The 12,414-nt window shown below is 37.2% G+C and carries 21 protein-coding genes and 2 pseudogenes; 14 read left to right on the top strand and 9 right to left on the bottom strand.

The genetic code is table 11. From position 1 onward, the window contains the following. The first annotated feature begins 378 nt into the window (after positions 1-378). A complete protein-coding gene (locus ACFIKG_RS07870) occupies positions 379-561 on the top strand; it encodes a type II toxin-antitoxin system HicA family toxin (protein WP_006589116.1) in 183 nt (60 codons plus the stop codon). A 20-nt stretch (positions 562-581) separates the two neighbouring features. Next, positions 582-1,004, top strand: coding sequence for a type II toxin-antitoxin system HicB family antitoxin (locus tag ACFIKG_RS07865; RefSeq protein WP_375649820.1), 423 nt, complete (start codon positions 582-584; stop codon positions 1,002-1,004). A 3-nt stretch (positions 1,005-1,007) separates the two neighbouring features. Here ACFIKG_RS07865 and ACFIKG_RS07860 read toward each other — a convergent pair whose 3' ends face one another. Both ACFIKG_RS07860 and ssb read right to left on the bottom strand, forming a co-directional pair. Continuing rightward, positions 1,008-1,550, bottom strand: coding sequence for a hypothetical protein (locus tag ACFIKG_RS07860; protein ID WP_375652044.1), 543 nt, complete (start codon positions 1,548-1,550; stop codon positions 1,008-1,010). A 10-nt stretch (positions 1,551-1,560) separates the two neighbouring features. Beyond that, on the bottom strand, positions 1,561-2,013 hold the full coding sequence (gene ssb, locus ACFIKG_RS07855; RefSeq protein ID WP_375652043.1) for a single-stranded DNA-binding protein: 453 nt from the start codon (positions 2,011-2,013) through the stop codon (positions 1,561-1,563). A gap of 300 nt (positions 2,014-2,313) precedes the next feature. Here ssb and ACFIKG_RS07850 point away from each other — a divergent pair, with 300 nt between their 5' ends. Together ACFIKG_RS07850 and ACFIKG_RS07845 are read left to right on the top strand one after the other, a co-directional pair. Continuing rightward, complete coding sequence (locus tag ACFIKG_RS07850) at positions 2,314-2,505, top strand: hypothetical protein (RefSeq protein WP_004859817.1); 192 nt, start codon at positions 2,314-2,316, stop codon at positions 2,503-2,505. A gap of 67 nt (positions 2,506-2,572) precedes the next feature. Further along, positions 2,573-3,001 carry a type II toxin-antitoxin system HicB family antitoxin gene (locus tag ACFIKG_RS07845; RefSeq protein WP_375626922.1) on the top strand — a complete coding sequence of 143 codons (429 nt, stop codon included), beginning with the start codon at positions 2,573-2,575 and terminating at the stop codon, positions 2,999-3,001. A gap of 41 nt (positions 3,002-3,042) precedes the next feature. On the opposite strand, the gene ACFIKG_RS07840 is transcribed toward ACFIKG_RS07845, so the two are convergent. The 5 genes from ACFIKG_RS07840 to ACFIKG_RS07820 form a co-directional block, all read right to left on the bottom strand. Next, entirely contained in the window at positions 3,043-3,591 is a 549-nt protein-coding gene (locus ACFIKG_RS07840) for an antA/AntB antirepressor family protein (RefSeq protein ID WP_375627533.1), read from the bottom strand. A 234-nt stretch (positions 3,592-3,825) separates the two neighbouring features. After that, entirely contained in the window at positions 3,826-4,173 is a 348-nt protein-coding gene (locus ACFIKG_RS07835) for a hypothetical protein (RefSeq protein ID WP_375652042.1), read from the bottom strand. A 154-nt stretch (positions 4,174-4,327) separates the two neighbouring features. Further along, entirely contained in the window at positions 4,328-4,846 is a 519-nt protein-coding gene (locus tag ACFIKG_RS07830) for a hypothetical protein (protein ID WP_375652041.1), read from the bottom strand. Then, positions 4,788-5,870: a YdaU family protein gene (locus ACFIKG_RS07825; protein ID WP_375652040.1), complete on the bottom strand. Its 1,083-nt coding sequence runs from the start codon at positions 5,868-5,870 to the stop codon at positions 4,788-4,790. Before ACFIKG_RS07825 ends, ACFIKG_RS07830 begins: the two co-directional genes overlap by 59 nt. Then, a complete protein-coding gene (locus ACFIKG_RS07820; RefSeq protein ID WP_375652039.1) occupies positions 5,863-6,339 on the bottom strand; it encodes a crossover junction endodeoxyribonuclease RuvC in 477 nt (158 codons plus the stop codon). Before ACFIKG_RS07820 ends, ACFIKG_RS07825 begins: the two co-directional genes overlap by 8 nt. Positions 6,340-6,468: 129 nt before the next feature. Between ACFIKG_RS07820 and ACFIKG_RS07815 the strand changes: the two genes are divergently transcribed. Continuing rightward, positions 6,469-7,245, top strand: a complete 777-nt coding sequence (locus tag ACFIKG_RS07815; protein ID WP_375652038.1) for a hypothetical protein — start codon at positions 6,469-6,471, stop codon at positions 7,243-7,245. 24 nt (positions 7,246-7,269) lie between these two features. On the opposite strand, the gene ACFIKG_RS07810 is transcribed toward ACFIKG_RS07815, so the two are convergent. Then, positions 7,270-7,692: a hypothetical protein gene (locus ACFIKG_RS07810; RefSeq protein ID WP_375624052.1), complete on the bottom strand. Its 423-nt coding sequence runs from the start codon at positions 7,690-7,692 to the stop codon at positions 7,270-7,272. A gap of 16 nt (positions 7,693-7,708) precedes the next feature. After that, on the bottom strand, positions 7,709-8,083 hold the full coding sequence (locus ACFIKG_RS07805; RefSeq protein WP_375627509.1) for a hypothetical protein: 375 nt from the start codon (positions 8,081-8,083) through the stop codon (positions 7,709-7,711). An 83-nt stretch (positions 8,084-8,166) separates the two neighbouring features. On the opposite strand from ACFIKG_RS07805, the gene ACFIKG_RS07800 reads away from it, so the two are divergent. The 9 genes and pseudogenes from ACFIKG_RS07800 to ACFIKG_RS07760 all read left to right on the top strand — a co-directional run. Then, positions 8,167-8,784, top strand: coding sequence for a S24 family peptidase (locus ACFIKG_RS07800; protein WP_375627036.1), 618 nt, complete (start codon positions 8,167-8,169; stop codon positions 8,782-8,784). 245 nt (positions 8,785-9,029) lie between these two features. Then, positions 9,030-9,404, top strand: coding sequence for a hypothetical protein (locus ACFIKG_RS07795; RefSeq protein ID WP_375652037.1), 375 nt, complete (start codon positions 9,030-9,032; stop codon positions 9,402-9,404). Positions 9,405-9,467: 63 nt separating this feature from the next. Continuing rightward, a complete protein-coding gene (locus tag ACFIKG_RS07790) occupies positions 9,468-9,830 on the top strand; it encodes an antA/AntB antirepressor family protein (RefSeq protein WP_375627511.1) in 363 nt (120 codons plus the stop codon). A 14-nt stretch (positions 9,831-9,844) separates the two neighbouring features. Continuing rightward, positions 9,845-10,573 (top strand): Rha family transcriptional regulator, encoded by a 729-nt coding sequence (locus ACFIKG_RS07785; RefSeq protein ID WP_375652045.1) that lies wholly within the window; start codon positions 9,845-9,847, stop codon positions 10,571-10,573. 15 nt (positions 10,574-10,588) lie between these two features. Then, a complete protein-coding gene (locus ACFIKG_RS07780; protein WP_375627124.1) occupies positions 10,589-10,774 on the top strand; it encodes a hypothetical protein in 186 nt (61 codons plus the stop codon). Between the two features lie 15 nt (positions 10,775-10,789). Further along, positions 10,790-10,990, top strand: a pseudogene (locus tag ACFIKG_RS07775) (hypothetical protein); the annotation flags it as partial. After that, entirely contained in the window at positions 10,987-11,427 is a 441-nt protein-coding gene (locus tag ACFIKG_RS07770; protein WP_375652036.1) for a hypothetical protein, read from the top strand. The pseudogene ACFIKG_RS07775 and the gene ACFIKG_RS07770, both read left to right, overlap by 4 nt. A 72-nt stretch (positions 11,428-11,499) precedes the next feature. Further along, positions 11,500-12,294: an ERF family protein gene (locus ACFIKG_RS07765; protein WP_375652035.1), complete on the top strand. Its 795-nt coding sequence runs from the start codon at positions 11,500-11,502 to the stop codon at positions 12,292-12,294. 1 nt (position 12,295) lies between these two features. After that, positions 12,296-12,414, top strand: a pseudogene (locus ACFIKG_RS07760) (exonuclease); the annotation flags it as partial.

The following is a 12,414-nucleotide window of genomic DNA, read 5'->3' as shown; positions in this document are numbered from 1 at the left end:
CAACACACATTGGCTTAGTGATGACAGCTTTCATCATTGCTCCTTTTGAGTCATAATTAATGACATCATTAGTCAAAAATTGATTTTTATTCTGTGAAAAATTGATTAGCCAGAATTACCCAGAAAACGGGGCTTTCTAGCCACGTTTCAAGTTCATATTTTACTGAATTTTTGAGGATATTTTTGAATTTTAGACACAATAAGACTAGTGCAGTAGCGTCATTAAATATGATTTTTCACATCATGTCAACAAAAAAATCAATATATTGTATTTTTTTATTTTTTTACCTAAATATAGTGTTTTAAAAGATGTCCTTTATTTTCCTTTAATGCAACATTTATGTTGTATTGAAACATTTTAGATGTTATATTATTATAATGAATAGTCAAGAATTGAAAAGATATCTTATAAAGCATGGTTGCAGTTTTACTTCAGGGAAAGGTGGACATTTGCTTGTAAAGCGCGGTTCTAAAAAGTCCGTTTTACCTATGCATGGTACGCGAAAAGAATTAGGAACAGGATTAGTCCAGAAGATTCTTAAAGATCTTGACCTAAAATAAGCCTGAATATGGAGGTGTAAATGAAATATGCAATCAAATTTATCAAAGATGACAATGATACTCTTCTAGTCGTCTCTAAAGACTTTCAGGAATTTATTACCTATGGTAACGATGAAAAAGAGGCTTTGGAACAGGCTAAAAATGCACTTTTAACAGTCATTATGGGGCGTTTTCAAGATCGTGAACCTATTCCCTTTGGACATCGTGATATTGCCTATCCTTTTGTTGAAGTATCTTCATTGGTGACTTTAAAAATTGCAATACATAACGCTATGATTGAAAAAAACTTACGCAAAGCTGATCTCGTACGTCTTTTAAAACTTCATCCAACACAAATTGACCGATTGTTGGATTTAAACCACGCAACCAAATTAGATGCCTTGGAATCCACTCTCATTGCTCTTGGAAAAGAGGTTGCCATTAATATCCAAGACGCCGCTTGAAAACTACCGGTTTTGCGTAAAATGTTTATAAAGCGCATTAAGAGCAATGCGCAATGAAAGCACAAGGTGTGGTAGTGATTGATCTTCTATAACAAGATACTGTAATGCGGCATGAAGGTTATATTGACGGTGTAAACATTGGGCTTCTTGAACAACATCTTTTACAGCTAAAAGATGTTCTGTTGCCTTCTGTACCCATTTCTCTCTTGCTCCGTTATCAGAAGTTGTAGGCATTTCATCATAAATTGCATTAGGCAATGCTTTTGCACATAGGTAATTGTTTCTCACTTCAAGATATTTTTGTGCAGCATCATATTGGTCTTGATTAATCACACCTTGCAGATAAAGCCGCCCGATATAGGTACCGGAAAGCGGATTTTTAGCCTCTTCTATGGTCAAGCAGAAGCGTTTGGCACGCATTTCAATTGCCAATTTATCCATGGGTTCATGCGGTGTTTTTGCTCGTGAGATGCGTCCATTTGGTTCTCTGATACACCCTTTAATTCGAGGACGACCACGTTTTGCATGTTTTTTTCTTTTAGCCATATTTTTTCAATCAGAATGGGACGCTATCGTTAAGAGCTGTTCTATAATCTTGAGCACCTGAAGCGATAGCATAATTTTGAGAAGTAATAGGTGAAGGGGTAGGGGATGCCGATTGATCTTTCTTTGCATCAAGCAAATACAATTCACCTTTGAATTGTGGTAAGATAATCTCTGTTGAGTAGCGGTCATGCCCATTTTTATCTTGCCATTTGCGTGTCTGTAATTTTCCTTCTATGTAAACCTTTGAACCTTTGTTTAGATATTGAAGTGCAATTTTTGCCAAATGTGGATTAAAAATCACAACTGAATGCCATTCTGTTTTCTCTACTTTTTGATTGGTTTTTTTATCTGTATAGCTCTCAGAAGTCGCTATACTAAAATTGACTATTTCTGCTCCAGAATTCATTGTTTTGCTTTCGGGATTAGCACCAAGGCGTCCGATTAACGTCACTTTATTTAGCATATTTGTAGCCCCATTAGATTAGCAATTTATACATAAAAAATCTTAGCATAATTTGCGTATTTATTCAATTATTTCAGTTTATTAATAACAGTTTTTTAAGTATTACATTATAATATTATTTGACAAATTATTCATCAAAAAACCATGTCACACAAATGGCACGGCTTTCTTATTTCTGCTTTTAACTTTTCAATAAATATTCTTTCATTAAGAGTCTGTATCAAACTTTTTTGTTCGATTTATTGTTGACTATCGAACCTTTTTGTGCGATATTCATTTTATGCAGAAAGGGGAGGCTAAATGAAACGAGAAGCACTGCTTAGAGAGTTACGTAAAGAAGCCAGAAAAAGAGGCATTCATTACAGTGAAGCTCCTGATGCAGGTAAAGGGTCACATTATTTGGTAACTTTTGGAGACAAGACAACCGTTATAAAATCTGGTGAATTGACCCCACTTTACGTGAAAATAATAAAAAAGCAGTTGGGGGTATGAGTTACTCTCTCAACGGCTTTAATTTTTCGTTTCAAAAGCATTTTGATCATGGCGAGGAGACCTAAACATGGAATACACGTATCAAGCAAAACTGGAATCTGATCCAGATGGTGGTTTTATTGTAACCTTTCCAGATGTACCAGAAGCAATAACAGCTGGAGAAAATAGAACTGAGGCATTAGAGAATGCTGTTGAAGCTTTAGGGTTAGCATTACGGAGCTATCCTATGCGCGGTTTACCTTTACCAGTACCACAGCAATATAAAGACCTTGTAGAGGTCACGGTAGATGCGTGGAATGCTCTTAAACTTGCAGTGGTAGAAGCCTTTAATGAAGCGAATATCACAAAAACAGAATTGGCTAATCGTTTGGGTAAAAAAGAAACAGAAGCAAGACGCATTCTTGATCCAAATTATCCAACTAAGCTTCAAACATTAGAGCAAGCACTGAGTGTTCTTGGCAAGCAAGTTGTTATCACAATCAAAAATGCGGCTTAACTTCCTCCCCACTTTTAAAATGGGGAGTTATGTTTTTAAATCTAAGCTGCTTTTACGGCAGACCTTGCTAGAACCTGTTTTGCTTCTTTAATGAGAGCTTTATATTTTCTGTTTTCTTCATCTACTCTGAAGGCATCAAGAAGACGCACATGAATTGGACCTAAAAGATATAAAACTTTTTCACCAGCGTTCATACCTTCCCAATAGCTTGGCAAATCAAAGCGCGTATCACGATCATAATCAACAGATTGGTTTCTCAGTTTCTTTTCACACTCAATAAAGTAACGGCGTGCTTGACGTCCTTTCTCATTGCGTTCAACCATTGAGAGCTCTTTCGCCATGTCTAGAGTGAGATGATATTCTATTGCTGTAACAGCTCTAGATTTTGCGCTTCCCAATTTTGGGAACCGCAAATCTTGTGTTTTTATGAAATCTTTACCTTCTTCAAATGTATATTGATTAATACGATCTGTAATCCAAGTAGCGAAACGTTTTCCTATTTCCATGAATGCGTGTAACTCACGCGCATTGACCGTTTGCACAATTTCTTGTTCAATAATTTTTTCTGATATTTTAATGAGTGTGTTCATAATATTGGTTCCTTTGTTTTAAAAGTTTAAGTATCCAGGGCTAAAACAACCGAACCAATTCAGTCCTTCACATCTTTAGGTTACCCTTGGACATACATGTGAAGACCCTGGAATAATAAAATGAAGGGCAACAGATCTTTCGGGATACTGTTGAACCGATTGGTTACAGGTGTTTTAAGCCTGCCTCGTAACCTAATAGCTTTTAAAAATTTGTCAAGTTGTTCCTGATATGAGTTAGCATCTAATCATTGTTTTTTCAGAAGCTTCCGATAATTTTTTGATCTCTTTATTGATCTCATCTATAAGAGGTTCGTAATTGAGAATGCTTTTCGGAATATTCCCACCGTAAACCCATGCTTTTACTTGCGCTTTGGTACTAAAATCGGCATTCTTAGGTGTTTTGTAATACTGTCCGCCATCAAACTTTTCACATTCTCTTGTGCCGTCTTCATATTCGTAGAGGTTGTAAAAATACTCCTCTGCTCCGTCCCCCCAAGGAACATAACCAACAGCTGTTGCAACAAACTCTTTTTGCATTGGTTGTTTACGGTTTTTTAAGAATAAATGTTTAAAAATGAACATGCTTTAATCCTAATTTTACCAATTGGTCTATTTACCTAAAATTTGACCGTACAGAGCGTTTTATATTACGGATATGTTTTTCATCGTAAAATCTTTAAATCGCTTTTTAAGGTACCTTTTTGTCGATTTAAATGCATATCTAATCGTAAAATGATCAGCACTTTTCACTATTTTGCTGTGGACTAAAGCGTTTCATTATCCCACCAATGCCATTTAGAGTCTCTTCAAGTTTTTGCTTGTGAATAACCGTAAGGGGGCTTGAATGCTCTTTCTCTGCTTGTTCTTTCAACTCCTTTTCACGGAATCTCAAAACAGCATTGCGTACAAAATTGGCTTTTCTCAAAAGATCGTTTTCCAAATCACGACACAACCTCACAAATTCACGCGTGCTCGGAAAAAACGTATCGGATAAACAATTTATTTCATCACATAAAATCCGTTTGACCACTGTCATCAGTGACCATGCAGAGACATTTTCCAAAACCATTCCATAGGTCAACGCCATTCCCTCATGGTCTGATTGTTGTGCTATTTTCAAACCACACGACAGCATGCGAATAGCTTTTGCTATATCCTCTTTACCTGCTTTCACTGCGAAGAGCTCTTGCAATTGATCACCAGCTTCTAAAGCAATCGATTCCTGTTGTTTTGTTAATTGGCTGCCATCCTTCAAAACAAACGGACCGCTCGGAGGTATCATCGCATGAATGTGTTTCAAAATACCCTCGATTTCCGATATCAAGGAGACTGTCTGCGATACGCTCCCCAATGCTTTTTTGCTTTTGAGTGTAATTTCCATTGTTTCCACCATTGTTGTTCGTGTTTTTCGTTTTTTCTAAACCCTCGATAGCCTTTCGCACCCAGTTACGCCATGTTGCTTGCCAATCACGTTTGATAGCATTCTTTCCTGCACAGGCTTTCCAAAAATCTCGAAACTTTGCAATTTCGACTTTGACGCGCTCTGGAGGCAAGCCCTCTGCAATGGCAAAATCGTAATCGGGTTCAAAATCCGCAGGCAATCGACAACCGCGATTAGCTTGCGCTCGTTTTGCTTTTTTGGGAACGTTCTCTTGCTCGTGAATGGGAGGTTGGTTGTCTGATGAGGTTGTGATTTGCTCTGATGTGGCTTCAACAGCAGCAACCTCTGTTGGTTCGTCAACCAAATCGATTGTTGCTAAACTTTCAGAACCAATTTCTTTTTTTGCTAAAACGATAGTTTTAGTTTTTTTATATATATTCTTATTCTGGTTCTTTATAGCTTGATTTTGCTTAGCGTTTGCTTCAGCAAAAAAAACGTTTTGCTTGTCATTTGCTTCAGCAAAATTATTAACATGTTGTTTTGTATTATTTTTTGCTTGCGCACCTTTTTTACCAGCTTCACTACGAACTTGCGATATGTGCTCTTTTTTATCAGCAAAATCGTTCAACTCTTCTTCAACACGCGTATTCCACAATCCATTATCTGTCTCAACAAGTTTATCATTCCTCATTAAGTATTCGACAATAGTTGCAAATTTTTTCTGCGAGCAATTGCAAGCACGTGCAAGCGTTTCAAAATCTTCTTTAATGGGTGCTTTTTTATCGTACATGCGAACGAGAAGCGTCATATAAGCGCCCCTTTGCTCTAACGTCATTCCATCTGTACCACTTATCCAGTCATACAAATGGAATCTTATCCATGGCATACCATTAGACATGCGCGCCTCCTGCTTTTATTAAATATAAAATTGCTAAAGCATCTGCTTCGTTGTCGTCTTTAGGCGTATGTCCTTTGGAACATATTGCCTTAATCATTTTTACTTTTGATGCGTTTCCTTTTCCTGTTGTTGCTTTCTTAATTGTGCCAACAGGAATGCCTTCATACGGTATCTGATGATGTTCACACCACGTCGTTAAGGTTGATAACAAGTCACCGTAAATATGCACTGCATCAGTACTATTATGACGCCTCACTTCTTCAAAATACACCGCGTCAATGCTGTCTACTGTCTGTTTTATTTCTGATAGACATCTCTTAAAGCGTAAATAATGCATTCCACCGACTTCAAAATATCGGGGGTGGAAATTCATGACACCACTGATGATGTGACCATCCGCACCGCATATCGCCCAGCCTGTCTTGGTCCCTAGATCAAGACATAAAATGGTTTGTGCGTTAGTGATCATAATCCCCCCTTAAGGTTGCTGTGTGTTTATGCGTGCGTTATGACAGAGCGCGTTGTGATTGCCTGTCTTGCAAAAATGTTTGTGAAAAAGTAACCTCCCAATGATTCTAAAAAAGTGGGGAGGGGAAAGATGCAAGAATGGATAAAGATATTTCTTACAGGTTTTGTGTCATTTGCTGTGTCGCTTTCAGTAGCGCTTATTTTAAGAAATAAAGACCGTAAAGAAGCAGCCAAAATCCGGAAAGATGATTTAGAAAAAGTTGCAAAAAAACGAGAAGAAGATAGAGAATGGGTAAGCAAGCAATTTGCAGAAAGCCAAGAACAGACGATAGCCCTTAAAGAGCAAGCGATATCGACAAAAGATATTGCCAAATGGTCAGAAGAACATATTAAATTTTTGTTAGATAACAAAAGAGTAGAGGATTTAGGAACGCCACCTTCCATATATACAACTGGCCCACATTTTCCAACAAAAGGCAAGTGGACGCTTCTTTGTTTAAAAATAAAAAACAATGCACAAACTGTCATCCACGTTTTAAATATAAAGCTAAAAGATGGTTCTCGCTTTATTCTTGGATATGGCATTAGATACAAACCGGAAACAAGATTGTGGCAAATGCAAGCATCATATGTTAATCCTGATGCCAGACCAACGTTACACACAATATCATCCGGATACTGTGAGAAAGCAAAGGATTTTCGAACGGGACAAGAAATTGATGTTAATATTTCTATAGCTCCCTTAGAAGATAAGTACACAGGAATCCTTATTTTTGTAGCAGCGCGTGAAGAAGATATAAAAGCCCAAGTTACTTTAATCATTACTCATACATCCCCATTGAAACCAGAAACAACAATGACTGTAACGACACAAACCGACCTCATAGACTTTAAAAAATTGGATTAATTTACTTAGGAAAACGTTTTTATGCTATGATTTATTAATTTGATTTCTTTTTTTGATAACTTCATCCCTTAAGAGATCAAGCCTTAAGAGATCAAGCTTATCTTTGACTAAGATCATAAACAAGATCAGCTCATTTAAGCGATAAAAAGATAACAACTCTTGAGAAAAATAATTATCAAACCAAGTTGTAAAAGCTTGCGTAAACGCAGATGAAAACCATTGATTAAAATCATCGTACGGCAATAATGGAAAATAATTTCTATCATCACGCGCAAAGATACTATACAGCATATAGACAAAATAACCTGTTGATGAGGGATCTATTCTTGTTTCAAAAGATGCATCTTGAGTCGAACGGACACCATAATATATGGTTGCCTCTCCAATATTATTAACAAGATCAATCAACTGGACTTTGCTTATAGTGATCTGTGGGACATCTATCATCTCTGATCTTTCTTCTTTAAGAGTGTGAATGCTGCTGTTGATGTTTGTTATTTTCTGTATGAGCAGCACTATGAGAAGATATTACTGTTTGTGATGCATTTGCTGTACTAATTTTCTTCACCAGATGAAGCGTATCTTTTCTTCGTTTTGTCATTGGACGAATAACTCTATGGGATTTACTCCCATAATTATGTAGGAACCAATCTAGTGTAACCCAAGATAGACCCTTAGCTTTAGACAACTGAATAATTATATTCCAGTATTTTGGAGAAATACTATTGCGATCACGCATTTTACGCGCAGCCTCATAGCTACAACCAATTTCTTTTGCAAATTGGCGTATAGATCCCCAAGATTCAATCAAACTTTTGACATAAAAATCATTAACCATGACACAAATAGTACATTACGTACAACTTTTAATCAAGATAAAATCGTACACAATGAATTAAAAAAATAGTGGATAATGTACAAATGACTTATTTGCCAAAAGATAGACTTAAAATAGCGCGTAAGAATGCTGGATATGCAACACCAAGCGAAGCTGCGCGCGCTGTACCAGCTCTTAATCAAAATACCCTAATTAGTCACGAAAATGGAAATCGTGGTATTTCGCGCCAAATAGCCGAGCTCTATGGACAAGTATTTAATGTAGATCCGGGGTGGATTTTGTATGGCGAGTCTCCTCAAGAAAGTCCTAACCTCAATATAAGTATTCCTCTCGTTTCATGGATTAGCGCTGGAGAACTAAGCGAGCAAGATGGGATAATGGATTTTTCAGATTATCCTATGACAGAGGCTGTTAATCTTCCTGCCGGTGAATGGATTGCTTTACGTGTAGATGGCGCATCTATGAATAAAATTAGCCCTCCAGATTCTATAATATTTGTAAATATGCGAGACAAAAAACTTGTGCCTAATGCCTGCTATGTAATTGCAGATGAATCTGGACAAGCGACATATAAACGATACAGACCTAATGATGATCCTCCTTTTCAGCCCGCTTCATACGACAAAACAATAAAGGCTCCAAAACTTGAAGGCGCTATCTCTATAATAGGTCGTGTACGGCGCACTATTCTTGATATGTAAACACAATACGATTCTCTGTTCACGTTATCGATTAGATTGCTATCAACAGATTGAAGCAAGTTTGCTTGATTTTTATCAGTAAACAGCAAAATTTTGATTCTCTAAATTGTGCCGTGATTCGTCTTTTTTTTATTTTTTTAAAAAAATAGTACATTATGTACTTGACTATCTTTAGTGCATAATGTACTAATATATCCATAAACCACGCACAAACAATTGCCAAGAGGCGTTAGGGAGGAGAAATTATGGAAAATCCAATTCTTATAAATTCTGATGAAATTTTATTAGTTGCCTACGATAAAGATCAACACATTGCAGAGTCTGGACCACTTGATGCAAGCCAAATTCTAAGCATTGTTGATGAGGTAGATGATGCAATCCAAATCTTTCGCATCAATCCTTCTGAGAATAATTGTGAAGATATCTCTGAAGAAATTGCAGAAGCATATGTAAAAGAAAATATCGAACGTCTCGATGAAGATAGTGAGGTTCATTACTTTATATGCGAAAGTGATGTTTACAATAGACTTTTAGACGAGATCGCAGACGAAAAATATAATGATGAGATTTACGGTACTTACGAACAACAACACCGTTTACGTCCGTGTGATGTGCTTTAAATTCTGAAGGGCGCATTTAAAAGCGCCCTCTTTCATTCATCAATAATTGATTAGAGTAAACTTATGACCACACATGATACTCATATTCATAGTGAAGGATATCTCATACCTGAAAACGAGGTAGACAACAAAATTGGTTATGCCAAAATGGTCAAAGCCCATGTGATGCATAGGCACTTACATTTGAAACAAGATTTTTCCACTTGGTTTAACGATTGTGTTGAAAAGTTTGATCTAAAAGAAGGCGTGGATTTTGTTTTTACAAAACAAGAATGGAACAGACAGAAGATTTGTCCAAAATCTGAAATAGAAACAGATAAAACCGATAATCATTACTTCAAAATTCACGCAGCAAGGAAAATCGCTAAAGCAGAACGCCATAGAAACTTAGGCAGAATATTATACCAAAACTTATGTTTTTCTTAATTAAGGGGGTGATGATGCGAAACTTTATTACAATACCTGAAAACAATTTTCAAAACACAACTGTTCCAACCATGTCTAGTCGTGAAATTGCAGAGTTATGCGGTAAGCAACATGCGCATATTATGCGTGATATTCGACAAATGTTAGGAGAATTATATCCTGAAGGGGGTCAATCCAAATTTGGATCCACCTATTTAGATAAACAGGGTAAGCCCCAAAACTGTTACAACCTTCCTAAACGTGAATGCCTCATTTTAGTTTCTGGTTACAGCATGACATTACGCGCTAGGATTATAGACCGTTGGCAAGAATTGGAAAAGCAAGCAGTAATACCACAAATCGACTATTCAAGTCCAAAGGCTATGATTGGCTTTTTGAATTACCTACAAGGTCAAATAGATCAAAAAGACACCATCATTGAAGATTTAACACCAAAAGCCATGGCTCTTGAAAGCTTACAGCGTCATAATGGACTCTTTGGTCTTACAGAAACCGCTAAAATACTCGAGATGCAACCAAAACAATTCATTCAATTCTTACAGCAAAAAGGTTGGGTTTACAGACGAGCAGCAGGTGGAAATTTGCTTCCTTATCAAGACAAAATCCAAAAGAAACTTATGGATTGTCCAACCATCACACTTCAAACCGCAAGTGGAATAGAAAAAGTCATTCCTTGCGCAAAAATCACAGCAAAAGGAATTGGTGTGCTGTCTCAAGAGCTTAAAAGACAAACCATGCATTAATTAAGGGATGTAACCATGCAAAAAAAATACGAATTTACTGATGAAACAACGGAGGTTGATGGCAAAACTCTTCACCGTATTCGTGCACTGAGAGACTTTGGTGGTATTAAAGCAGACGACCTAGGCGGTCTTATAGAGCATGAAGGCAACTTATCCCATGAGGGCAATTGTTGGATTTGGTATAAGGCTTGTGTTTTTTGAGATGCACGTGTTTATGGCAATGCACTTGTTTTCGATGAAGCAAAAGTTTCCGATAATGCACATGTTTACGAGAGCGCACACGTTTTCGATGAAGCGCGCGTTTACGGTCGTGCAGAAATTTATGGAGAAGCAAAAGTTTACGATAATGCACATGTTTACGAGAGCGCACACGTTGATGACTATAACGCCATATCAACTGGAGAAAAGACCAGATGAAAAAATATGAACTGACAGATGAAACAATTAATGTTGATGGATTTACGCTTCACCGAATTAGAGCATTAAGAGATTTTGGTGGCGTCAAGAAAGGTAACCTTGGGGGCTTTATAGAGGATGAGGACAACCTAAGTCATGAAGCCGACTGTTGGGTTAATAATGAAGCTATGGTTTATTGTGGTGCCGAAGTTTACGACAGCGCTAAAGTGTTTGGTAACGCGAAAGTTGCTTATTTTGCACGCGTTTATGGCAATGCACAAGTTTATGATAACGCAAAAGTATATGGGGGGGATATTTTTGGGGACGCACAAATTTACAAATATGCAATTATTGATGGTAATCCAAGAATTTATGGCGACGCACAAATTTATGCCGATTACAAAATTGTTTACAAGGAAAAGACAGAAAACTTAACAGGGGACGACGTCCCTTTCTAACCCCACAAACAACTTTTTAAAACATGCGTGATTCACGCCACGGATGAATTGCGCGCAATGTAGGAAATCAAGATGAGGGAACAAAACACTAACCTAACAGAAATTGAAGAAACACAGCATTTAGCCGTCGAACAAACTGCTATGGAACGCATTTTAAATAAAGCCTTAGGAAATGACGTCGATATGGACCGTCTCGAGCGTCTCATTGCCTTACGAGAAAAAGAAATAGAACGACAAAACTACGAAAGATTTGCCAGTGATCTTTCGAATATGCAAATAGAATATCAAAAAATACAAAAAAACTCTACAAACACCCATACAAACAGCCAATATGCAACCCTTGACCAGTACATTGATGCTGTAAAAAATACTCTTGCAAAACACCGATTTGCTTTGTTTTCTCGTATCAAAGAACAGAGTTCAGACAATATAATTATAGAAATGACTTTGACGCATCCGTCTGGAAATAAAATCTCAACAGAAGGAAAGTTTCCTTATGACACGAAAGGATGCAAGTCAAATATACAATCGGTTGGTTCTGCAATCACATACGCACGCAGATATCTGTTAGGTATGCTTCTTAATGTCGTGAGTGAAGATGATGATACGGATGGAAACCCGCCTATTAAAAAGGCTTTTCCACAACAGATCAATGAAATCAGAAGACTCATAGTACAAACCCAAGCAGAAGAAGAAAAAATACTTGCTCATTTCGACGTCAAAAAGCTTGACGATATGTCTGAAGGACAAGCACAAACGGTATTGCATCTTTTGAAAAAGAAACAAAATAGGCAAAAGGTAGAAACAGATTCTACTATACAAGATGCCGATATAGCAACGCCACACGAACAGAGAACTGCGGTGTGAGATGAAACAAAGAACAGCAGAATGGTTTCAAGCGCGCTTGGGTAAAGTCACTGCTTCAAACGTTTACAACGTACTCAGTAAGACAGCAAAAGGTTTGCCTACAAGCAAATATGAAGACTA

The sequence above is a fragment of the Bartonella sp. LB28NMGDW genome (genome assembly GCF_042194435.1).
In the GTDB taxonomy this organism is placed as follows: Bacteria; Pseudomonadota; Alphaproteobacteria; order Rhizobiales; family Rhizobiaceae; genus Bartonella; species Bartonella grahamii.
The sequence above is the reverse complement of the archived record's forward strand: the minus strand, read 5'-3'. Positions and strand labels throughout refer to the sequence as shown.